Here is a 21,550-nt window from a genome sequence, read left to right as displayed (position 1 = left end):
TTTGACATGGTGTGAAAAAATGCATGAAATACGGCAATGCTTTCAATGAAACTGCTCAATCTGTTCAAATGTACCCGAGGCAGGGTAAAAAAACACATAAACTGCGCCATGGGCATGAAAGAGGGCGGGAGTGCTCAGTTTGAGTTGTCCAATGAAAACCAGCGGTTTGTTTTGACGTATTGGCCACTGTGCACCCTGTATCCAGCGTGGCGGCTTTACAGGAAAAGTTAATTGCAGAATATGTCAAAATGTATCGCAGCAAGGCCGTTAGAGCCGTGTGCATTCATTTCAGTTGGGGCAGATTAAAAAGAGGAGGTCACATGGCTGAGCGTTCTTCGTTGTATGCGCGTATCACAGTCTGTGCAAACCAGTATCCGCAAATGATGTCAAGCCCGGTCACTACCGGAAATGATTTTGATGACTGGCAGCGGTGGTTTGATTCTAAAGATTTGACAGGCGATGGCCTGGTGCCAGCGGCCTATCTCAGTGTGTATGAAGGCATGCCTTTGCAACAGGTGGTGCAATGGCTATGTGAGCCAAGCGGCGGCAACGGGCGTGCTGTCTATGATGCGCATACAGGCATCTGGCAATTGGGTGTTGCGCAATTGACCAGTATTTACAGCGAGATGATTCCTTTTCTGGCTGTTTTGCGCGGCTGTGCCAGATTCAGCCAACCGGATGCCGGTGATTTCATTGCCATGTATCCCTATACAGGAATGGATTGTGATGTCTGCATTGGCATTAAAGATAAAAAAAGCCACTTTTTCCCGGAGTTATCAACGGCCCAGCGGCAGGAGGCGGATGACTTTTTCATCTCTCCCCTATGGGCAAGCTCCGTGTTGTAATGAAGTACCAGACCGTGGTATGAACGATGATGAAAGGAGTTGACCTGTGTCCGAACCTCATTCCCTTTACGTGCGTGTGACGGTGGCGCCGCAATGCTATGAGCAGATGATGAGCAGCCAGGTGCCTGTCGGCAGTGCTTTCAATGACTGGCAGGCCTGGATTGACGGGCAGTTAGGCCAATCTGTTGCTGTGCCTGAGCGTTTTCTACAGGCGTTTGCCGATATATCGATGCAGCAGTTTGTCAGCGGCGTATGCGAGGCGCCGCATTGCATGGCACATACGCACTATGACCGTAACCGTGGCGTATGGCAGCTTGGCATTTTGCAACTGACCGAAAACTATGCCGAAATGATTCCGTACCTGGCGGCGGTGCGTGGCTGTGCGGCTTTTAACCAGCCGCAGGCAGATGATTTTGCAGCCATCTATCCTTTTGTCTGGGGCGATGCCGGGTATGCCGCCTGCATTTCCCTGCACAATGGGCAAAGCACTTTAATCGATGAACTGACCGCTGAGCAAAGGCAGGAGGCCGACAGTTTTCTGGGCGCGATCATGACGCGTGCGATGAAGGGTGCCGGGTAGCAGATACCCTGCCTGGCTGGGGCGCAGTAAAGACAGACCTTACCTAGAACGGCGATACCAATGCAGGTGGGCGGCCTTTGAATGGAGCCGGTCAGGTATCGTCAGGGTTGCGCGGATCGCAGCGGCATGTCGGGCTGAGGCTATCGTCGCAGCATTTGACCCTGCGGTTTGGCGTGCAGCCACACACGCCGCGATGGTGTGAGCAACAGCCGCGCTGTGCCAGTTGGGCTGTGGTTTCCCTAGGCTGCAGTGTACAGGCAGGCTGATCTGAAGGTTGCGGGGCCGGGGCAGACACGGTAGCAGACGGGTGGTGCCAGTCTGATAAAGGCTGGGGATCATCAGCCAGGGCTGTACTTATACCCATGCCTGGGAGCCACATCAGCGTGCCGGTAAGCAGGGCCAGAAAAAATGCTTGTATGCGTTTCATCCATTGTTTTTACACCAGATGATGCTCCGGCGTCAATGGCGCCTCTCTGTGCAATGCACAGAATGTGGTATGTGCTGTATGCAATGGCGTGAATCTGCTGCCGGATGCTGGCAGCCGCAAAAGAAAAGGTCTGTAGCAACTGCTTGGGCCTCATTCCCGAACCCAGGGGTTCAGGTGGGCGAGGTCAGCGGCATGTTGGGTTCATCTAACGCGAGATGATCACGCTCATACAGCAATACTTCCAAGCCCTTGCTCATGGAGCATCGGTTCAGGGAAATATGTAGCTTACACAGTGCTACAGACAGTTCCTATTTTACTGTTGCGGCCAGGGATCATCAAACGATTTCAAGTACGCATACAGCGCGTACCGGTATTGCTTGCGTTACAAGACAATTAGGCGCATTATCTTTTATTAAAGAATATTTGTGACCAGGCCGTATAGGCAGTAGCAAACAGCATGACAGACCCGCCGCTCTCTGGCGGGCTGGTCAACGTGTCTGGCTAAAGCGTTTGCGGCCAGCGTATTTCCACATGCACGTTGTTGAAATTCGGGTCATCAAAACTGCCGCCGTGGGCGCAGGTCATGCCCTCAGGCAGTGCAGCCATGCGGATCTCCTGCCCTTCATGGATATTGCCGCCCCCGGCCATGTAGCCGATAAAGCGGTTGATCATTTCAAACACGCCATCCATATGGTCCTGCCCGACCCCGTGAATACTCAGATCGGGGCGACCGAACTTGCGCATGCCTTGTGTATAAATCCAGTGGGTGCCGTCGGTTTCGGGCGAAGCCATGATGTTCACGTGCGGAAAAGGGGTGAACTGCTGCGGTTCAAATACCTTCTCATGCCAGTTCTGCGGGGTCCACCATTTGCGGTTCAGCGGGTCATACAGGGCCACGCCGCCACTGTCGAGCAGGTAACTGGCCACGCCGATAACCACGCGAAAGTCATTCAGTGTCTCGCTGTCGGGCAGCAGCGCCTGCACGGTGTAGCAGTGTTCCTGCTGGTTAATGACCTCGGTCAGCTCAGGGTGTTGCTCTTGCAGTTGCTTGGCAAATATGCCGCTGCGAAACTGGCTGATGGTTTCCACCCCGTCGGGCATGCGAAAACTCTGCAACTGCAGGCTTTGCGGCATATAGGGGACACGGTATTTTTCACCATCAATCAGAAATTTCCCCTGCACTTCGCCATAGATAACGTAATACAGCAGGTTGGTGTGCAGCGGCTGTTCGAAATAGGGGCGAGCCCAGTTAGGTGAGGTTGATGTTTGATCCATGATATACCATGTTTTGCATATTATTGTTGGGAGTATAAAGGAATAAATCAATCATTTTTTCAAAAAAAGTGTGAAATATGTCACGCTTTGGCGTGCACTCCCCCTTGCAGAACCCGTCTGCATAGGGTTTTGGATCGCAGTGCGATCAGGTGGAATACCGCAATGCGGTTAATGCCATTTCGGCAATGGCCAGGCCGGACGCGGCTGAAGTGGGGTCTTCATCCTCTAAAAACCAGGCCGCTGACAGCCCGGCATAGGCCAGTGTCCATTGCAGCAGGCGCTCACGGCGCAGTCCACTGGCTTGGGTGACAACACTGAGTTGTTGCATAAAACGCTGCGGGCAGGTGGCAGTTGCCAGCTCCGGGTTGCACAGCAGGGCAGCGTATTCAAAACCGCGCTCACCGGCAAGCCCTTTGGGGTCGGTTGCAAGCCAGCCGCGCGCGGTGCCAAAATTCAGCACATTGTTATGGTGCATGTCTCCATGCAGCAATACCGTGTTGTGCTGGTCCGCCAGCAGTTCCTGTGCAGTGGTGGCGCAAAACGGCAATATGCCGCCGTAAACCTGCGCTGCGGGTACCAGTGCACGAAACCAGTACGCCAGCGGTACCACCAGGCCGGACCATGGCGGCACAGGAGCCGTATGCAGCCTGGCAATCACTGCGCAGATGATGCGGCTAGCATCAGCGTCGCTGCCACTGAGCGCCATGTCCAGTAAAGAGGCGCTGTCTTGTGCCCGCTCCATCAGCAGGGCGTTGCTGTCGCAGGCATAAACCCGGGCAGCACCTTCACCGTGCCAGCAACGCATTACCTGTCCACCGCGCTGTTCCTGCGCCTCCAGCGCAATTTTGAGCATGGCGGGTTTGCCGCTGGCCAGCCGCACCGGCAGCAGCCTGCTGCTGTGGCGAATGATCGGGGCGCCGTCGGCCTTCAGGCTCCATGCTTTCAGATAGGTATTGAACATGCTGGGTCAGTGGGGTGTGGTCGTGTACGCCATTGGCAATGTGCTTTGACAGAAGTAGGTGTTCTTGCTATTGTGGCACCAATGCACACTATCAGTTTAGCGTATGTATTTTTATTGCTGTTCATTTATGAATACGTGCCTTGCTGAACGTGCCTGCCAGACAGTTGAAAAAGTGATTTTGCCAAATGCAACAAAACGTATCCGGCCTGTCACAAGAAAATTGTCTTTATCCTCAGCGCTGGACCATGCCATGCTTTGCTGTGTGTTTTGTACTTGTTGCCGGGTTGCTGGTCAGTTATGTACTGAATGTGGAACAGCCTGCATGGGGGATCGTGGCCTTTCATTGTGGCAGCACTGGTTTGGGTGGGGTTGCTGGTTGCCATGGCTGATTTGAAAGCCAGTTATATTGGTCTGTGCGGGGCAAATCTGGTAGAAAAAAGCCTGTTTACCCAACGCCGGTTTGACAAGGCTGCCATCAGCGATGTTCACTGGAGCAAAGGCTGTCCGGTAGTCCTGACACTGGTAGACGGTCAAACGCATGCCCTGCCTGGTGTCTATGATAGTCAAGCGTCAGCCGCAGCCATCAGAGCATGGCAGGCTCTCTGAGTGCGCTGACTATGACCGTAGCCACCCGCTCATATGGTAAAACGCAGTGGACACTGGTTAGGCTTTGACCGGTAACCTTGCGGCCGGAACAAATAAAGCCTTTGTCGTAGAAAAATCAATAGTTGTTAAGCAGGCCAAGCTTTAAAGCACGAACGACAGCAGCGGTTTTATTGGGAACATGAAGTTTGCGAATGGCATTTTTCATGTGATAAGCAACAGTATTTTTTGAAATGCAGAGTATTTCAGCAATATCCTGCGCACACTTGCCATCTGCTGTCCATTTGAGAATTTCTGTTTCTCTGTTGGTTAAATGAATGTCAAGTATTTCATGCAACCCGATGGGGTTGAGTATGTTGGTAAAAGAAGAATGCATGACATCCAACAGCCAGTGTATCTGCGGCACTTTTTCCTGGAGTTCTGTTTCTGTCAGTATTTCGGTGGAACGTGACAGATTGAGCATGCCTATTTTCTTGTTCTCGATGCGTGTGGCTATTGATAGCCCGGTTTTCAGGCCGCAAGATCTGGCCTCATCCCAAAGCTGAGGAATGGACGCAAATGTGGCATCTTCCCACAGTATCGGTGTTTGAAAGCGGTACGCATGCAGCACAACCGGGTCGTGTTGCTGATATTGCGCTTCGTTGTAGCGCTTCTCCCACAGCGTTGGATAGTTGCTCAGTGCGCCAGTCACGGGCCTGTTATTGTTTTGGCTAACTAAAGAAGAAAAGCCGTAAGTACAGAATTCAAACCCCAGACTTTGTGCAGCCATAACGATCACCGCAAAAGTCTGGTCGGCTTTCTCTGTATCCAGAAAATCGAATAAAACGCTTTGTCTCCAATTTTTCATCATCATCTTCAGCTAAAACGCTTGTCATGGTCGATATGCCAATGCTGTGCGTGTGATTTTTGTTACATCAAAATGTTATTTGTCATTGCTGTTTTCCATCAGCAAAGATTCAAATTTCATACATTCCGAAACGAGCGTGTTTTACAGGTAATCATTCTCTGGCCAAAACAACCGCCCTACTATTTTTGGTAGGTGTTGTTGCCTAGGTTCTTTCATAAAATAAAAATTCACGTAAAAACATAGAGATGTCATTTAAGTAAATGATATAATTTTTTACATGATATCACATAGTAGTTACGCGTGATATTAATTAACAGTACACATAAAGGAATTTTCTAATGAAAAAAACGCTCCAACATCTGCTGCTTATAACCTGTTTGTCAGGGGCTGCCATGCACGGTTATGCCGGTGACAACATGAGTGCAGACAAAATGTCCAGATACATGGGTGTAATGCGGTGTGTGGATAACATCTTTTATGATGGTGGCTATGACCCGGATGATTCCGAGCGGATTGCCGTGATGAACGATGTACTCGAAAGAAATGGACTGCCGTTGTACAACGAGGTGGTTTACTCCAAAATAGACAACATGATGGCGTCAAAAAGTGACGGTTTTAATTTTGAGATTTTTCTGGACAGTTCGGTCACCTGCCTGAATATGCAGGAGGTAATGGAACTGGAGAAAAAATACGATGTGACGGCCGAGTATTAAGCTCTGTTGCCCATGAGCCCATGGCAACGCATGCTGTGCTGCTGCACGAAGCTATAAGCCTATGGCTTATGCATTTGCAAGGGAGTTTGTGCTCCTAACGCCTTGTGAACCGTCCCCGGTAGGTGTTTGAGAGCGGCCCATGTTTCTCTTTTTCCCATTCGGGAAGATTAACAGGGTAGGGTATGTCTGCTTCCACAGGAAATAAAGTTGCTCCGCGTTCTTTTTCTATGCTGGTAAATGTATAGATGTAACATGACCTCACGCCCAGGCCGATGATAAGTGAAAACAGCGCATAAAAGAAAATCCAGCGCCGTCTGAACCGGGTTGATTTTCTGTCAGTGTGTACACTTTTCAAAAATGGATTGTTTTCTCTGGCCTTGTATTGAATATAGCGAAATGTGTCGTTGTCTGAAGAGCCGTTTTTGCTGATACTGTACTTGTTGAGCACGTAGTCCAGCATATAGGTGTTCAGAATGTTGCCATCAACAAATTCTTCACGCCTGACCTTTTGCCCATCAATGAAATAGTCAATTTGTACCGGCGCAGCCGGTTGGATGCGGGTTTTCAGTATTGCGGCTTTGAGACCATGGTTTTTAAACAGATCGTCAATGAAATTGAACGCCGGTGAAGGCTGGGCTGTCGAATCAAAAGTAAAAAGAAGGTAATTGCCGGTTGCCCGTATTTTGTAGTTGAAGCATTGGTCCAGAAATACCGGGACGGCTTGTGATTCGTCTGTCGTCCCCCCGGTGTTCTGGAGCATCAGGCCAGATAACGCCACGGCGTAGCGATCATGTGCTTGTCTGCTGCCAAAAATCAGAAATAACTGATGGTGTGTCATTTGTGGGGGCGCTTTCCGGAGGAAAAATAATCAGGGGAATGAATTTATTTTATGGCTGTATCCGTCAGGGGTCACCTACCAATTTTGGTAGGTGACTGTCCCTGCAGTTATGCATAATAATTCGGGTATTCCTTCACGACGCAAAAAGCAGGAGACAAAAGCATGTCGGCAATTTATATGGACGTTTATATCCAGCCCGAAAACGATCTGGCGCTGAATAAATACAAAGAGCTGATTAAAGCGATCGAGACACAGGACTATGAAACCATCGAAGCCATGGATACCGAGGAGTTGCTTGAAGTGGAAGATGTTTTTGACAGCGTTGAGTCTGAAATCAGTGGCAGCTTTATCCACCTCAAGTTTGACACAGGGACGCTATCTACGGAAACAGAGGATATGGTGAACTTTCTTTTCTCGCTGGGAGCCGCAGAGATGGAAGTTGCAGCTTTCAATAGCCAGTGCGGCGAATACGAGTTTTATAAAAATGACGAGGTATTTGAAGGTTTTGAGGGCTATCACGGGGTGCAATGGAACTGGATTAAAAACCCTTTCCCTGACCTGGCAGGCCAGACTATCGTGATGACCGGAGTACTGGATACCTACTCTCCTTCCGATTGGAAAGAATACATCGAGCAGTATCACGGCTCGGTGAGTTCTACGGTCAATTCTGACACCACGCTGGTGGTTACCGGCGCAAACCCTGAGCAAAGCATCATCCAGCAGGCAATCGCGCTGAACATACCGGTGCTGACGCAGGACGCCTTCACAGAGAAATACAGGCTGTAGCTGACATATCTTGATATGGGTGGGCTGCAGTCAGAAAAGAATGTTCCGTGACTGCGGACTTTAGGGAATCCTGCTTTGCAAAAACCTGCCATTCCTATAAAAGCATGTGGCATTGCAGGAGCAACATGAAATCGACTACAAGTTAATGGACTTAGATGATCAGTTTTAAAGTTACTTCCAGAGCACACGAAAGTATCCGGATTTTTTTCAAAATTTTTTATGGGCTGACGGCACTGGCTATCTGTGTGATATTCTTACTTATCGTGGCGGGCAGTTACCAGAAAGCACGCTTCATTCTTGCAGATTACACATCGCTGACAGTGCATCTAACACTGCAGGATGTTGAGGAAGGTTCTGGCCGGCGTTCGTCATCAGATACCTATATTTTTACCTATACTTTTGATGCGCAGGGCAAACGTTATCAGGGCAGCCTGGATGCTTCAGAGTCATACGCCGAGGAGCTTTTTGCACAGGGGCTGCAACTGGAAATCGCATATGCCAATGCCAATCCGTCGCAGTTTGACCGGTTGAGTCTGCTGCAAAGACAGTCTAAACTCAGCGGCGCGGCGATCCGGTGGATCATTACCAGTCTGATCGTGATGCTGATCGCGCTGATACTGTATGCATTTACAACCATGCAATTATTTGTCGACAAAGACAGGCCGGTTGATGATGAGAAAGAAAATGCAGATGCCTAAAAAGAGCCCAAAGCCAGATATTTCTAGGGCGAAGCCAGCGTAGTCTGTAGTAGGGTGCTAAGACACAAAGGCTGTTGCAACCAGGTTCACCACAATCGCAACAGCAAACTGCATCATCGCGGCCATGTTGGTGAGTTTCAGCTTTTTGATCTGGGCCGAGCTGGCAGCAAGTTGTGCCTGGTCAGGTGTGGTCATGGGGTCGGATAACAATTTTTGCTGCGCCTGGGCACCCATCACCTGCACCAGTGCCAGTACACCCACCACCATGCCCAGGGTAAAGCTGATACCCAGCAGCAAAGGCACCAGGGCGGCACTGCCGGCAGCACCGTGCTCGCGCACGGCACTCTGGAACACCATGAACGGAATATAAGCGGTGATGACAATCAGAAAAAATGAAAAAAAGTAAAAATAGGCAAAGTATTCCAGCCGGCGGGCCTGCTGCTGCAACTGTGCCGTCTGCTGTCCAGCATGATCAGGTGCCGTGGCGGGTTGGGAGGGCGGGGCAGATGTGGTCATAACAGGTGGCAATAAAGCAGTGGATAGCAGTGAAGGGTGGTGAATACCGGTGCTTGTCATTATAAAGACCCTGACCGTGTTCTGGTAGGGCAGGCTCAAGAAAACAGCCGGGCAGCGTGTCGGGAACCTCTTTGTGAACCATTTGTCTACTGAAATGGCTGGCAGGCTGCACATATTGTGCAAGCTCGCCTAAAATGAGAAGGATTTCCTGCGCATACAGGCTGATGACAGGCACAGGCGCAGACATATAAAAGGACTCTGACAACCATGAACGTTGATGCATCTATATTCAAAGCCTACGATATTCGCGGCATTGTCGGCAAAACGCTGGATGAAACGGTGGCTTTGCATCTGGGCCGTGCTTTTGGCAGTGCGGCGCTGGCAGCGGGTGAAAAAACAGTCGCAGTCGGGCGCGATGGCCGACTTTCCGGCCCGGCGCTCTCTGCTGCGCTGATCAAGGGGCTGGCCAGTACCGGCGTCAAGGTGATCGATGTGGGTGCGGTCACCACGCCCATGCTGTATTACGCTGCCACCGTGCATTGCCAAAGCGGCATTCAGGTCACAGGCAGCCACAACCCCAAGGATTACAACGGTTTTAAAATGGTGCTGGCCGGGCGGGCCATCTATGGCCCTGAAATACAGGCCTTGCGTGAACGCATAGAAAAAGAAGATTATGTGCAGGCAGCACACAGCGGTGAAATTGTTCAGCGCGATATTTTCCCCGAATACCGTGACCGCATTGTCGCAGGCATCAAACTGGCGCGGCCGCTGAAAATCGTGGTGGACTGCGGCAATGGCATTACCGGCACATCCTCACCCGAAATCCTCAAAGCCATTGGCTGCGAGGTGGTGGCTGAACTGTTTACCGAGGTGGATGGCAATTTCCCGAACCACCACCCCGACCCCTCCAAGGCCGAGAACCTGGAAGATTTGCGCCACGCGGTGACGCTGGCCGATGCCGACCTGGGCCTGGCGTTTGACGGCGACGGCGACCGCCTGGGCGTGATCACGCGCGACGGGCAAGAGATTTACCCGGACCGCCAGTTGATCCTGTTTGCCCGCGATGTGCTGACCCGCGAACCGGGTGCCAGCATTGTGTTTGACGTGAAATGCACGCAGCAGATGATTCCTGCCATACGCGGGGCAGGTGGCGTGCCGGTCATGTCCACCACCGGGCATTCACTGGTTAAGGCCAAAATCCACGAGCTGAAATCGCCGCTGGGCGGCGAAATGAGCGGGCATATCTTCTTCAAGGAACGCTGGTATGGTTTTGATGACGCCACCTACAGTGCCGCACGCCTGCTGGAAATTTTGAGCCGCGTGGCCGACCCCAGCGCCGAACTCAATGCGCTGCCTACCGCGTTCAACACGCCGGAAATCAATATTCCGTGCCCGGACGGTAACGCCCATGCGCTGGTGGGGCAACTGGTTGCGCTGGCAGCCAAAGAGGCCGCATTTGCCGCACCGGCACAGCGCACCACCATTGACGGCTTGCGGGTTGACTGGGCCGATGGCTTCGGGCTGATCCGTGCCTCCAACACCACCCCGGTGCTGGTGCTGCGTTTTGAAGGGCAGACGCCTGAGGCGCTCAAACGCATTCAGGCCGTGATGCTGGCGCTGCTCGAAAAAGTCATGCCCGGCGTGCAACTGCCGCAAGGGCCGGCCGCCCATTGATACCCTGGCAGGACCGTAACGCAGCAATAACGCAGTACCGCACACACAATGGCAATACCTTTCAAGCAGTGCCTGGCACGCTGGTCTTATTCCAGCCTGTGGCGGCTGCTGTCGCCTTTTTACGTGTTCAAGCTCTGGTGGCGTGGTCGTAAAGAACCTGTCTACCGCCAGCACATTGGCGAGCGCTTTGGCTTATATGGCAGCACCCCGGCTGCCGTACACGCAGGCAGCTATGTCTGGGTGCATGCGGTTTCGCTGGGAGAAGCGCGCGCGGCGGCGGTGCTGATTGATGAACTGCGCCGGCAGATTCCGGACATGAAGCTGCTGCTCACTCATGGCACCGCAACCGGCCGTGTGCAGGGCAAAGCCATTTTGTGCGAGGGTGATATCCAGTGCTGGCTGCCGATTGACACGCCCGGCAGCGTGAAGCGATTTTTCCGGCATTTCCGCCCGCAGGTTGGCCTGCTGATGGAAACCGAAATGTGGCCTAACGTCATGCACATGGCGCAAAAACAGCAGGTGCCCATGTATCTGGTGAATGCGCGTCTGTCCAGGCGCAGCCTCAAAGGCATGAAAAAAGTCAACACGCTGCTGCGCCCGGCCTATGCAGCACTGGGTGCGGCGCTGGCACAATCCAGAAGCGATGCCCGCCGGTTAAAAGAAGCAGGCGTTGCAACGGTGGAAGTGCTGGGCAACCTGAAGTTTGACATGCAGCCCGACCCGACGCTTCTCGCGCAAGGGCGGCAGTGGAAACTGGCAGAATCACGCCCCATCATCATGGCGGCCAGCACGCGTGAAGGCGAAGAGGCCGACCTGTTGCAGGCTTGGCAGGCCATGTCATGGCATGCATTGCTGCCTGATCAGCGCCCGGTGCTGTTGCTGGTGCCTAGGCACCCGCAGCGGTTTGACGCCGTCGCGCGCCTGGTGAGCGATGCCGGGCTGACACTGAGCTGCCGCAGCGCCTGGCCGGCTGCCAGGTTGGACGCTGCAGGGCAACAGGCCGCACCAGTGTTTGAAGCGGCGGCCGTCCGCAATACCGGCATGGAACCTGAAGAAGCGCAAATCTGGCTGGGAGACTCGCTCGGAGAAATGCCGCTGTATTACGGCATGGCCGACATCGTGCTGCTGGGCGGCAGCTTCAAAGACTATGGCGGGCAGAACCTGCTTGAAGCCCTGGCCTGCGACAGCCCGGTCATCATGGGCGAATACACCTACAACTTCACCTGGGCCAGCGAAATGGCACTGCAAGCCGGGGTCGCCTGCCGCGTGGCTGACTTCGCCCAGGCACTCATCCAGGTGCAGCAATGGCTGGAGCAGCCGCAGCAGTTGCGCACCCTGCAGGCGCAGGCCAGCGGCTTTATCCACGCGCACCAGGGCGCCGCACGGCATATGGCGGAGTACATTGCCGGGCGCCTGCGCTGAATTGCGTTACACGAAAATTCAGGCCTGATTGATGCTGTGGCATGACCATGGCAGCATCTGGTATGACCAGATGTGCGCTGGGCGACCAGAAACTGGTATTGTCGGTGGGGTATTATGAGCGCTTGGGTGCTTGGCTGCTGAGTGGAGTGTGAGGCTTGCTCGCTGATTGCCGTAAAACAAAAAAAGCGTGCTCTATGACAGAAAAAACCTCCTCTGCCGATCTTATCTATGACTACGCAGCCGACGCGCACCTGATTTCCGAAGAATTTCGCTATGCTTTGCGGATCATGGAATTTCAAATCCGGCGTATGGGCGGGCGGGATAATGCGCGTGAGCGTAGCTGGCCCTATGTGCAGGCTAACAACTGGTTAGCCTCAGATGCATTGGGTGGCTGGGTTATTGGCACACAAGCCCGGGCATTATTGGGTGGAAGCGGTGCCGGTTGTTAATGACTACCAGTTTACAGTGCGGATGCCTGCGCAATGGAAGCAGTTTGCCAACGAAGAAAAGTGGCCGGAAGGCATACGTGTACTGGTGCTTGACCCGTTGTGGGGCACCATAGAAACACGTGCAGTTCCTACAGCAGACATTGCACATTATCCGACAGGTAATCCCGCTGAGTGGATATATTTTTAAAGATTGGCATTGCGATGAAAAAAGAAAGAGGCGATTTCATTTTCGGGGCAGTATGCGGTATTTTGTGTACCCTTTTGGCGGTAGCAATTATTCCGGTCGTGTGGGATTTTTCAACGCCCAAACAAATGCCGGTAGGTAATGCACTGGCGCATATCTATGTATCAAAAAAACTGACCCCAGGATTTAACGACACCAGCGACCTGCCCGAGGTTGAAATGCTCTACCTCTTTGACAATGATGACTTCATTTTATCCACCACAGACGGCGCTTTAGTATGGCAGCACAAAGACCCGCAGGCCGATAAACATTGTTACGGTGCGCCTGCTAAATATATGCCGATGGATTGCCGCATGGAGTAAATTAATAATCAAAGGCCGTGCGTTTAGACAAAGCCAAATTTATAACTTATATTCAGCTTAAAACATGTTTCAAAAACATATGCAGACACCATGGCAGCAGTTCATTATCACGATGGTGAAAACGGCATATATTCTTGAAGAACAGGTTAGGAGATGAAAAACGGCAATTTTCTATTCGGCATATTTTGCGGACTGTTACTGGCGCCGGTGTTTTACTTTGCGCTCAGCTACGTCAAAGACGCGATCAGCGAGCCGCATAAAGACCCGATAGAACAGGCACTGACTAACCTCTCTGACATCCGAAAGGCAACCGACCCGCTGCTGCTGGGCCAGCAACAGGAAACTGTCAATAGCGGTTTTCTGGCACCGGAACAATACCCAGGGGCACAGGTGGTATACCAGGCGCAGGGTGGCGACATCATTTTCATGCTTGATAACAATGCCCTGGTCTGGTTGCATCCGCAAATTGATGGCGAGCGCGTTCAGTGGCGCTGTCTTGCCGCATCAGCAGGCAAGATACCACACATATGCACCCCTGGATATCAGCGTGATACATATGGCAATGTCATGCAACCCTAGCGCTGCTTGAAAGCCAAACAGCCATAACAACAATGGCCACTTTGCAGTGGCCATCGGCATGGGAGGAAAGCGGATGCGGTTTACGCTTGATGTCTTATGCTTTACGCCTTATGCCTCCACCAGCGCCTGCCCCAGGTAGCTGTCGGGTGTGGTGCCGGGCAGCGCAAAGTAGTAGCCGCCGCCAAATGGTTTGATGTATTCTTCCAGCGGCTCACCGTTCAGGCGCATCTGCGTCTGGATAAAGCCGGTTTGCAGGTCGGCCTGAAAGCACACGAAGATTAGCCCCATATCGAGCTGGCGCGCTTTGGTCAGTCCGAGTGAATAACTGAAACTGCGGCGCCGCAGTTTGGCCACATGGCGCTCCGGTATACGGGGCTCGGCGCGCCGCATGTGTGAGTCCAGCGGGGTGATGTTCCCATCCAGATCGGATTCGAAATCCGGGTCGTCAAATTCATGCTCTTTGCCGTGCGGGGCGCCTGTGGCGCGCAGGCGGCCAAAGTCATTTTGCTGCTGGCCCAGCGGGGTGCGGTCCCAGAATTCCAGGCGGAAGCGGATCAGTCGCACCACTTCATAAGAGCCGCCCTCAGCCCAGGCGGGTTCCCGTGAGTTTTTGCCGACCCACACCATTTCATTCATTAGTTGTTCATCTTCATGCGACGGGTTGCCGGTGCCGTCCTTGAAGCCCATCAGGTTGACCGGGGTGGTGCGGTTGCGGATATCGCGTGCGGGCAGAAAGCCGTCTATTTTCCAGCGGGCCACCATCCGGTTCGGAAAGTTTTTGATGATGTAACGCATCGCGTAGATCACTGTTTCGCGCGTATTGGCACAAATCTGGATCATCACATCACCATCACACCAGGGTCGCTCCAGCGCATCATTGGGGAAGGACGGCATTTCAACCAGATGCACCGGTTTCTGTGCGGCCAGCCCGAAGCGTTCGTCAAACAGGGATGCACCTACGGTCACGGTCATGGTCAGGTTGTCCGGATGCACCTGGGCACCGAGAATGCCTGATTCCGGCGGCGGTAGCCGTACGTCGGCAGTCGGAGCAGGGCCGCCCTTGGTCAGAAAAGCGATGATGTTGGTCAGGTCCTGAAACAGTTTCACCAGGTCTTCACGACCCTTGCCCACAACATCAAACGCAATGAAGACGGCCTCGGCCGGTTCCGGCGTGATGATGCCGGCCTGGTGCTTGCCATAAAACGGAACCGATTGCAGTGTGGTATCCGGGCAGCCATTGGCAGTGGTATTGGTGTTTGTGCCTGCTGCCGTTTCTGTCGCTGCATGGGCCTGGCCGGCCAGCGCACCACCGGCGAGCAGGCTGCCGCCCAGGGTGCCCAGGCCCTTGAGCAGGTTGCGCCGTGTGGGTGTGCCCGGCTGCTCAGGACTGGTGTGCTGTGCACTGCCGGGGTCTGTATCGTGTTGCTGTGACATGGGTTTAGTCCTCCTTGCTGACAACGTGCCCGGTTATTCCAGGCCTAATGCTTCGGGCAGGCTGGAGAGGTTGTCATTCAACTGCGCCAGTGTGGTTTTCAGCGCTTCTCTGTCTGCCTCGGTTAACTGCTCATAAGGCTGAAAGCCGTCGGTGGTTTTATAGGTTTCCAAAATGGTGTTGGCGGCCTTGTACTGGTCTTCAATCTGCTGGTAAAGCTCGGGGTGCGCTTTGGAAAGCATGGGCCGTACCAGGCGGAAGATACGGTGCGAGCCGTCCAGATTGGCCTGTATGCCCCACAGGTCGGTTCTGGCGTACAGGTTTTTATGCCCCTGCAGCTTGCTTTGCTCAATTTCACGGATCAGTGCAGCGGCATAGCCCACCATCTGGTCGGGTGAGGTTTTCACGGTGCTGATTTCCTGTTGCAGTGCGCTGATGTTTTCCAGCAGTTGCGCGGCCACGGGTTCCAGGTTATCGGTGGACTGGTCGGCAAACAAGCCTCTTTCTATGCGGTGAAAGCCGCTGAAGGCCGGGTCATTGGCGCGCTCGCGGAATACGCTTTCATCGGCGGCAATGGCCGTATCGAGCGCGGAAAACTGTTTGAGTACCGGTTCGATGTGCTCATAGCGTTGCAGCGCCGGGGCATACAGCGCCTGGGCCGTGGCCAGGTCGCCGGACTTGATCGCATCTGCCAGTGCCTGGCTTTGTTTGAGCAGGGCATTCAGTTCGGTGCTGATGTATACCTTGTATTCACCAGCGGCACTCACCAGTTCAATCGGTGTGGGTTTGCGGTTAGCGCCATTGTCGGCGGTGGCGCGCACGACCAGCGTGCCTCTGGGGTTGGAGAGCAGCCCGCAGGTCATTTCATACGTGTCGGGGTCCAGTGTGGTGGTGAGCTTTTGGGTAAAGCCCGGTGGAATGTTTTCACGCTCGTCAATGATGCGTATGCCCTTGAGAATCTCCCACTCAACCGCCCGGTTGCTCTTGTTGTGGATGATAAAGCGGACTTTGCCAGCGTCAATGGTCAGTTCCATTGGGTCGCACGCATGGTCCAGAATCTCAATTTTAATTTCCTGCATGGCAGGGGCGGCAGTCTGTGCACCGGTGGTACTGGTGCTGCCTGCGTCATCGGCTTTATCGCAGGCGGTCAGCGCCATGGCGGCCGCAACAACGGCGGCGTAACGGGTCAGCCTACAAAAAACGCTCGAGCGTGACATGTGTTTATCCTTTATTTGTAAGCCTTTGAACCGTTTTGTGGTTCAAAGGCCTTTGCAACAGCGCCCGGGTTGTCTGCATGTTGGTGCACTTATGCATGTGTTGCATGCATACGCACAGCATCAGCCCGGTTCATCGCCATGCGCGTATCAGTTATCCAGCCCCAGTGTGGCACGCAGGGTGGAGAGGTCTTCTGCCAGCGTAGTGATCTGGGCCTGCATCAGCACCTTGTCGGCTTCGGTCACTGCGGTATAGCTCTGGAAGCCCTTGCCGTCGGCGGTGCGGTATTTATTCAGAGTGGCCTGTGCTTCGGCAAAGTTTTTCTCAATGGTTGCCAGCAGTTGCGGGTTGGCCTTGACGATCAGCGGGCGCAGCAGCTCCACAATCTTGATCGAGCCTTCCAGGTTGCCGCTGAAGTCCCACAGGTCGGTGCGGCTGTAACGGTCTTCTTCACCGCTGATCTTGGTCTGGGCGATTTCATCCATCAGGTCGGCGGCTCCCTGAACCATTTTCACCACCGGAATCGGCTCGTCCTGCAGGCGGCGTTGCAGTTCCAGTACATCGGCCATCAACCGGTCGGCATACTTGCCGGCACCTTCGGTGGTGTTCTGTGAGAACAGCAGGTATTCCAGGCGGTGAAAGCCGGTAAACTCGGGGTCGTTCACGCCATCTTTGAAATCGTCTTCACGTGCGTCAATGGCCGGGTCCATGTCGCCGAAAATTTCCGCGGCCGGCTCAATCCGTTCGTAGTGCACGCGTGCCGGTGCATACAACGCCTTGGCTTCTTCAATGCGGCCGGCTTTGACCGCATCGGTAAACTGGCGGGTCTTGGCTACCAGCTCGTCGATCTCGGCCAGCACATACATCTTGTACTGGCTTACCGGTTCAATGAAATCCTCGGCGTGCGGCACGTAGGCGGTTGCCGATGCAGTGGCCGGTGCCGTCTGGGCCTGTGCCACATAAACCGGCAGCGACAGCGCTGCTGCGCAGGCAGCCACAACAACAGAGGATTTGAGTTTGAAACGCAACATAAAAGCTCCTTAAAAAATGCAATGAATCATGAATGAGATGTAGACACAGATGCTGGCGCAGCAGCCTCAGATGTGGCTGGCGCTGTGGCAGCGCGGGCTGATCTGTCTGGCCAGAAGAAGAAAAGCAATGCCGGTATCAGGTACAGGAAGTAGGCGATGACTTCTCCGAGCGTGGGGTGGTCGTTGAACCCGAACAGCCCCGAGAGGACTGAGCCCAGTACCGTATGAATCGACAGGAAACTGTCCGAGAGGTCAAACACAATGGTTTGCAGGCTGTTCCAGATGCCGGCTTCGTGAAACGCCTTGAGCGCACCGGCCAGCAGGCCGGCGGCAATGAACAGAATCAGCACGCCGGTGTATTTGAAGAACTTGCGCAGGTCCAGGTGCACGCTGCCTTTGTAAATGGCGTACCCGAGCGCAATCGCGGTAAACAGGCCCAGGCTGGCGCCGGCGGTGGCAACCAGCACGTAACCATCCTGGTCAAAAAAGCTGAACAGGAAAAACAGCGATTCCAGCCCCTCGCGGGCCACTGCAAAAAACGCCATGCCCACCATCACCAGCCCCTGGCCGGTGCTGCGGTTGATGGCCGAATCAATGCTTTGCACAATGGAATTTTTGAGCGAGCGCGATGCCTTGCGCATCCAGAAAATCATGTAGGTGAGCACCACCACGGCAATCAGCGCGACAATGCCTTCAAACAGTTCCTGGCCTTTTTGCGGAATTTCGCCGACCGTGTAGTACAGCGCCAGGCCTACGATCAGGCACAGCGCAACCGCCAGTGCGATACCCAGCCAGACAAACTTCATCCATTTTTCATTGCCGGTCTGCTTCAGGTAGCTGGAAATGATGCTCACGATCAAGGCGGCTTCCAGCCCTTCGCGCAGCATGATGAGAAATGTTGCTAAAAACATGATGAATACAGCAAAAATGCAAGCCGCAGTGGCAGGCGTGCCTGTCGGATCGCCTGCGGTTGCGCCTACAACAGCTGATGTTCTGTTAATAATGAATGGTTATTATAGTGATAATGATTATCATTTAGCAATTAATCTGACAAGTACAATATGGATATGCCGGCAGACGGCCAAAACGGTGAGCCTGGCAGGCCGATTGCCTATAAGGGGCCTGAGGTGCCTAAGGAACTATGCAGCAGGGGATGAAGCCGGGGGCGAGGGAGAGCCGCAGGGGAAAGGCCGTTTACAGGGGCGGCAGGCCTGCTACCAGACAATGTCTTAACATGCCGTTAAAGGGCGCTGGAAAACAGCAGGCCAAGATACAATGAATTTGGGTAACGGATGGATGAGTTAAGAGGAAAATGATTGAAATGGCATTCAAAAAAATAAGAGTAGGTTTACTGGGATTACTGGGGCTGTTTTTATTTCCTCAAATGCTGTATGCGGCAAATAGGACACCGTTTGTGCCACATACGCTGTATTTCAGTGCGCAAAATGCGCTGTGTATTGCATCTGTCAATCAGGTACAGATCATTGAAAACTATTATGACGAAGGCCCGCTGGCTGCGGGGCTGAATATTACGCCCTATCTGGAAAACGGGGCAAATACCATTGCCGTTGATGTAGCGAGCCTGACGGCGTTAAAAGGCGATCCAACATATCCTGCCGACTTCGAATGCCGGATCGTGATCAAAGCGGCACTTCCTGAAGGGGATACGGAAGTCATACAGCTCGTTGCCACGGTTGCCCAAGTGGATGGTGAACTTCAGCCAACAGGCGCCCAATCGCCGCATTATCAGGGCTCGGCCAGTGCCGGTGCAGTCACTGAGTTTGAGAAGGAAGGAACCATTCTTTATCATATTGAACGTGAGGTCACGCTCAGCGGGCTTCCAGAGTGGGCATGGACCAAAGCCACGGTGTTTGAAGATACGCCGGAAAACATGGAAAAACTACGGCAGGCCTATGAAGAGCTCTGGCAATTGATGAATCATCAAGATATGGCAGGTATCCAGGAGAAAGCGCGCATCTCATTTGAGGAAAAAGAAGCCGCCAACCATCTGGCCCCCGGCATGTGGGCCGACTCTCTTGGGTTTGATGCCAAATTTGAGCAAAGTACCGGAGCGGTTCCTATCCGCTGGGATGATTTTGAACTGGAAACGGCGATGGGCGGGCGCCTGGTCCGGCTCGACAACAGGGGCTTTTCGCCACTGCGCCTTAAAAACCAGGAGGGCAAAGGCTTTTGGGGCTATAACCCCTGGTTTTCTTTGATTGACGGTGAACTGGTCATTTCCCGCTGACCGCAGCACCTGGCTGCGGCTTTTCTATCAGGCAAATCCACCATTGGCACGCAGCACCTGGGCGTTGACCCAGCCGCTGTCAGGCCCGAGCAGGAATGACACGACTCGGGCGATGTCTTCCGGTTGCCCCAGCCGCTCCAGCGGTGCTGCTTTGGCGAGCTGTTCAACCTGTTCGGCTGTTTTGCCGTTGAGAAAAAGTTCGGTGGATACCGGTCCGGGTGCCACGGCGTTGACCGTGATATTGCGTCCGCGCAGTTCATGGGCGAGTACCCGTACCAGTCCCTCCACGCCGGCTTTGGATGCAATATACGCGCCGTAGCCGGGTGCGGGCTTGGCAATCACGCTGGTTGAAACAGCAACGATGCGCCCGCCTTCGCCCAGGTATTTGGCGGCTTGGGACAGTACCAGAAAAGCGCCGCGCAGGTTGGTGTTGATGGTCTGGTCAAACAGCGCGATGTTTTCCGGTGCGATGGTTGCCATGGACATGACGCCCGCGCTGTGCACCACGGCGCCGATCACGCCAAAGGCCTCCTGCGTGGCGGCAAACAGGTGTTGCACATCGTCTGGCCGGGAGACGTCTGCCTGGATGACAACGGCATGGCCGCCCGTGTTGCGGATGATGGTAGCCACTTCCTGCGCCTGCGCTTCATTGCTCGTATAGTTGACGGCGATTTTGAAGCCGTCCATCGCCAGCCGTATCGCAATGGCTCGGCCAATACCACGCGAAGAGCCGGTGACAATGGCGGTTTTGACAGGCAGTGTGAGGGTGGGGCTGTGGCGGGTGTTCATGGCGGTTTCCTTTGGCAATGAAGTAGCGAAAGAGCACGGTCGCTGATGGCGCTGGTGGCGCTATTGTGGCATTTTGACAGTTATTTTTATAAAAGGCCAACCCATGCTGTGAACAGGGCTGATCACGCTGCCTGAGGGGGGCACAGGGCGGTTGTGCGGCTGCCGGTTCAGGGGAGAAAGAGAAAGGCACCCAATGAAAACAGGCCTCCGGGTAAGAGGCCTGAATGCGGATGAAAACCGAAAAACTGTTTTAGGGTGTATTAGAACGTGAACGAGGGATTCTCGTCAAAATTGCGCAGCCGTTCAATATAGGTTTCAAACAGCGATTGCGCGTGAATGTCTTCCATGCTGACCGGTTTTTCGGTATCGGTGCTTTCTTCCTTGCGGGTGTAGAGCATGGCGGTCATGGCCGGCGCATCACCGACTACCGCTACCAGCCTGCCGCCGGGTTTGAGCTGGTTGAAAAAGGTCTGCGGCACAAATGCGACCGAGCCGGTGAGCAGAATGATGTCATACGGGCCTTCTTTGGGGGCACCGCCGGAGCCATCGGTTACGCGCACTTCCACCTCGGTGATGTTGGCTTTTTGCAGGCTTTTGCGCGCCATTTGCCCCAGTTCAACTTCCAGTTCCAGCGAGAGCACGTTGGCACCCATTTGCGCCATGACGGCAGCCATATAGCCTGAGCCGGTACCGATTTGCAGCGCCCGGTCGTCGGGCTGAATCGACAGTGCCTGCAACAGGCGGCCTTCCAGCTTGGGAGAGAGCATGTGTTCGCCCTGGGTCGGGTTGGCGCGCAGGGGGATTTCCATATCGGCAAACGCCATGGCCTGATAGGCTGCCGGAACAAAAAGTTCGCGGCGCACAGCCTGTATGCACTCCAGCAGCTTGGGATCCAACACAAGCCAGGGGCGCAGTTGCTGTTCTATCATGTAGTAACGGGCTTGCTCAACGTTCATGGGCGGTCTCCAGAAGGTCAAATCTTGTCAATAATGGGTTAATCTTATCTATTTTAGAGCTTTATCGCCATGAAGGACAGTGATGGTGTATGGCATCAGGCTGTTATTCCTGGCGACCTT

General features: G+C 53.8%; 25 protein-coding genes. 13 read left to right on the top strand and 12 right to left on the bottom strand.

Annotated elements, in window-relative coordinates; all coding sequences use genetic code 11:
* The first annotated feature begins 320 nt into the window (after positions 1-320).
* Positions 321-845 carry a hypothetical protein gene (locus AACY98_RS09735; RefSeq protein ID WP_339804585.1) on the top strand — a complete coding sequence of 175 codons (525 nt, stop codon included), beginning with the start codon at positions 321-323 and terminating at the stop codon, positions 843-845.
* Between the two features lie 46 nt (positions 846-891).
* Complete coding sequence (locus AACY98_RS09730) at positions 892-1,425, top strand: hypothetical protein (RefSeq protein WP_339804583.1); 534 nt, start codon at positions 892-894, stop codon at positions 1,423-1,425.
* A gap of 91 nt (positions 1,426-1,516) precedes the next feature.
* Here the strand turns inward: AACY98_RS09730 and AACY98_RS09725 are convergent, their stop codons facing one another.
* The 3 genes from AACY98_RS09725 to AACY98_RS09715 form a co-directional block, all read right to left on the bottom strand.
* Complete coding sequence (locus tag AACY98_RS09725) at positions 1,517-1,852, bottom strand: hypothetical protein (protein WP_339804580.1); 336 nt, start codon at positions 1,850-1,852, stop codon at positions 1,517-1,519.
* A gap of 501 nt (positions 1,853-2,353) precedes the next feature.
* Complete coding sequence (locus tag AACY98_RS09720; protein ID WP_339804577.1) at positions 2,354-3,127, bottom strand: hypothetical protein; 774 nt, start codon at positions 3,125-3,127, stop codon at positions 2,354-2,356.
* A gap of 145 nt (positions 3,128-3,272) precedes the next feature.
* Entirely contained in the window at positions 3,273-4,088 is an 816-nt protein-coding gene (locus AACY98_RS09715) for an aminoglycoside phosphotransferase family protein (protein WP_339804575.1), read from the bottom strand.
* Between the two features lie 345 nt (positions 4,089-4,433).
* On the opposite strand from AACY98_RS09715, the gene AACY98_RS09710 reads away from it, so the two are divergent.
* Positions 4,434-4,694, top strand: a complete 261-nt coding sequence (locus AACY98_RS09710; RefSeq protein WP_339804572.1) for a hypothetical protein — start codon at positions 4,434-4,436, stop codon at positions 4,692-4,694.
* A 115-nt stretch (positions 4,695-4,809) separates the two neighbouring features.
* Here the strand turns inward: AACY98_RS09710 and AACY98_RS09705 are convergent, their stop codons facing one another.
* On the bottom strand, positions 4,810-5,544 hold the full coding sequence (locus AACY98_RS09705) for an autoinducer binding domain-containing protein (RefSeq protein ID WP_339804569.1): 735 nt from the start codon (positions 5,542-5,544) through the stop codon (positions 4,810-4,812).
* A 332-nt stretch (positions 5,545-5,876) separates the two neighbouring features.
* On the opposite strand from AACY98_RS09705, the gene AACY98_RS09700 reads away from it, so the two are divergent.
* The gene (locus AACY98_RS09700; RefSeq protein ID WP_339804566.1) at positions 5,877-6,251 is read left to right on the top strand and encodes a hypothetical protein; all 375 of its coding nucleotides are present in this window, start codon (positions 5,877-5,879) and stop codon (positions 6,249-6,251) included.
* A 94-nt stretch (positions 6,252-6,345) separates the two neighbouring features.
* Here the strand turns inward: AACY98_RS09700 and AACY98_RS09695 are convergent, their stop codons facing one another.
* On the bottom strand, positions 6,346-7,089 hold the full coding sequence (locus AACY98_RS09695) for a hypothetical protein (protein WP_339804564.1): 744 nt from the start codon (positions 7,087-7,089) through the stop codon (positions 6,346-6,348).
* Positions 7,090-7,251: 162 nt separating this feature from the next.
* Between AACY98_RS09695 and AACY98_RS09690 the strand changes: the two genes are divergently transcribed.
* Together AACY98_RS09690 and AACY98_RS09685 are read left to right on the top strand one after the other, a co-directional pair.
* Positions 7,252-7,875 (top strand): BRCT domain-containing protein, encoded by a 624-nt coding sequence (locus AACY98_RS09690; RefSeq protein WP_339804561.1) that lies wholly within the window; start codon positions 7,252-7,254, stop codon positions 7,873-7,875.
* A gap of 155 nt (positions 7,876-8,030) precedes the next feature.
* The gene (locus AACY98_RS09685; protein ID WP_339804559.1) at positions 8,031-8,573 is read left to right on the top strand and encodes a DUF3592 domain-containing protein; all 543 of its coding nucleotides are present in this window, start codon (positions 8,031-8,033) and stop codon (positions 8,571-8,573) included.
* Between the two features lie 57 nt (positions 8,574-8,630).
* Here the strand turns inward: AACY98_RS09685 and AACY98_RS09680 are convergent, their stop codons facing one another.
* Positions 8,631-9,089, bottom strand: a complete 459-nt coding sequence (locus AACY98_RS09680; protein ID WP_339804557.1) for a hypothetical protein — start codon at positions 9,087-9,089, stop codon at positions 8,631-8,633.
* A 267-nt stretch (positions 9,090-9,356) separates the two neighbouring features.
* On the opposite strand from AACY98_RS09680, the gene AACY98_RS09675 reads away from it, so the two are divergent.
* The 6 genes from AACY98_RS09675 to AACY98_RS09650 all read left to right on the top strand — a co-directional run bounded on the left by AACY98_RS09675 (position 9,357) and on the right by AACY98_RS09650 (position 13,759).
* Positions 9,357-10,763, top strand: coding sequence for a phosphomannomutase/phosphoglucomutase (locus AACY98_RS09675; protein ID WP_339804555.1), 1,407 nt, complete (start codon positions 9,357-9,359; stop codon positions 10,761-10,763).
* A gap of 48 nt (positions 10,764-10,811) precedes the next feature.
* The gene (locus AACY98_RS09670; protein WP_339804552.1) at positions 10,812-12,185 is read left to right on the top strand and encodes a 3-deoxy-D-manno-octulosonic acid transferase; all 1,374 of its coding nucleotides are present in this window, start codon (positions 10,812-10,814) and stop codon (positions 12,183-12,185) included.
* A gap of 194 nt (positions 12,186-12,379) precedes the next feature.
* Complete coding sequence (locus tag AACY98_RS09665; protein WP_339804551.1) at positions 12,380-12,634, top strand: hypothetical protein; 255 nt, start codon at positions 12,380-12,382, stop codon at positions 12,632-12,634.
* Positions 12,621-12,821, top strand: a complete 201-nt coding sequence (locus AACY98_RS09660) for a hypothetical protein (protein ID WP_339804549.1) — start codon at positions 12,621-12,623, stop codon at positions 12,819-12,821. The genes AACY98_RS09665 and AACY98_RS09660 overlap by 14 nt, the downstream gene beginning before the upstream one ends.
* 14 nt (positions 12,822-12,835) lie before the next feature.
* Complete coding sequence (locus AACY98_RS09655) at positions 12,836-13,180, top strand: hypothetical protein (protein WP_339804548.1); 345 nt, start codon at positions 12,836-12,838, stop codon at positions 13,178-13,180.
* Between the two features lie 153 nt (positions 13,181-13,333).
* Positions 13,334-13,759, top strand: coding sequence for a hypothetical protein (locus AACY98_RS09650; protein ID WP_339804545.1), 426 nt, complete (start codon positions 13,334-13,336; stop codon positions 13,757-13,759).
* A gap of 108 nt (positions 13,760-13,867) precedes the next feature.
* Here AACY98_RS09650 and efeB read toward each other — a convergent pair whose 3' ends face one another.
* The 4 genes from efeB to efeU all read right to left on the bottom strand — a co-directional run bounded on the left by efeB (position 13,868) and on the right by efeU (position 18,348).
* A complete protein-coding gene (efeB, locus tag AACY98_RS09645) occupies positions 13,868-15,193 on the bottom strand; it encodes an iron uptake transporter deferrochelatase/peroxidase subunit (protein ID WP_339804542.1) in 1,326 nt (441 codons plus the stop codon).
* A 33-nt stretch (positions 15,194-15,226) separates the two neighbouring features.
* Positions 15,227-16,408, bottom strand: coding sequence for an iron uptake system protein EfeO (efeO, locus tag AACY98_RS09640; RefSeq protein WP_339804539.1), 1,182 nt, complete (start codon positions 16,406-16,408; stop codon positions 15,227-15,229).
* Positions 16,409-16,555: 147 nt separating this feature from the next.
* Complete coding sequence (gene efeO / locus AACY98_RS09635) at positions 16,556-17,437, bottom strand: iron uptake system protein EfeO (protein WP_339804536.1); 882 nt, start codon at positions 17,435-17,437, stop codon at positions 16,556-16,558.
* Positions 17,438-17,463: 26 nt separating this feature from the next.
* Positions 17,464-18,348 (bottom strand): iron uptake transporter permease EfeU, encoded by an 885-nt coding sequence (efeU, locus tag AACY98_RS09630; protein WP_126980131.1) that lies wholly within the window; start codon positions 18,346-18,348, stop codon positions 17,464-17,466.
* Positions 18,349-18,758: 410 nt separating this feature from the next.
* On the opposite strand from efeU, the gene AACY98_RS09625 reads away from it, so the two are divergent.
* The gene (locus tag AACY98_RS09625; protein WP_339804532.1) at positions 18,759-19,685 is read left to right on the top strand and encodes a hypothetical protein; all 927 of its coding nucleotides are present in this window, start codon (positions 18,759-18,761) and stop codon (positions 19,683-19,685) included.
* Between the two features lie 27 nt (positions 19,686-19,712).
* On the opposite strand, the gene AACY98_RS09620 is transcribed toward AACY98_RS09625, so the two are convergent.
* The gene (locus AACY98_RS09620) at positions 19,713-20,474 is read right to left on the bottom strand and encodes an SDR family oxidoreductase (RefSeq protein ID WP_339804529.1); all 762 of its coding nucleotides are present in this window, start codon (positions 20,472-20,474) and stop codon (positions 19,713-19,715) included.
* Between the two features lie 260 nt (positions 20,475-20,734).
* Positions 20,735-21,430 (bottom strand): protein-L-isoaspartate O-methyltransferase family protein, encoded by a 696-nt coding sequence (locus AACY98_RS09615; protein WP_339804526.1) that lies wholly within the window; start codon positions 21,428-21,430, stop codon positions 20,735-20,737.
* Positions 21,431-21,550 lie beyond the last annotated feature (120 nt).

The sequence above is a fragment of the Saezia sanguinis genome (genome assembly GCF_963921665.1).
GTDB classification, from domain to species: domain Bacteria; phylum Pseudomonadota; class Gammaproteobacteria; order Burkholderiales; family Burkholderiaceae_C; genus Saezia; species Saezia sanguinis.
The sequence above is the reverse complement of the archived record's forward strand: the minus strand, read 5'-3'. Positions and strand labels throughout refer to the sequence as shown.